Genomic DNA, 443 nt, shown 5'->3' with positions numbered 1-443 from the left:
GCATTACCACACAACCGCAGTTTGAACCCCAGAGTTCGCMGCATGGCCAGGTAATCATTGATTGCTTGTCCTAAATCATGCGCCGATTGTGAATTAGTTATTCCGATTGCTTTTGTTCTCTTCTTCTTGGGTTGTGTGTGTTTAGTGGGATGGGGCAACACGCCATACGGCGGAATCTCTGTGCGCGGATCAATTGGCGTCATGTATTTTGCAAACTCGCGCACAAAACCTAAGCACTGCGCTTGTGCTAAGTCCTGCGATTTCGCACGAGAGCCTTGCATGGACCACTCCACGGCCAGAGCCGTTGTAATGTACGTGCATCTGCGCTTCTCCATGAAGCAAACGAATCTCAAGAGTGCATGACCGGCGGAATGCAATTTGACTCCTGACGCTCGCCGTTGAGTAAGATAGTCTTGAAGCCGTTGAGTAAGATAGTCTTGAAG

1 pseudogene is annotated in these 443 nt (G+C 49.5%); it reads right to left on the bottom strand.

Features of this window, described 5'->3' with window-relative positions:
• Positions 1-281 (bottom strand): annotated as a pseudogene (locus BWR59_RS32295) (hypothetical protein); the annotation flags it as partial.
• Positions 282-443 lie beyond the last annotated feature (162 nt).

The organism is Pseudomonas sp. Bc-h (assembly GCF_002080045.1).
Taxonomy (GTDB): domain Bacteria; phylum Pseudomonadota; class Gammaproteobacteria; order Pseudomonadales; family Pseudomonadaceae; genus Aquipseudomonas.
Note: the sequence above shows the minus strand (reverse complement) of the source record. Positions and strands in the feature narration are given on the sequence as shown.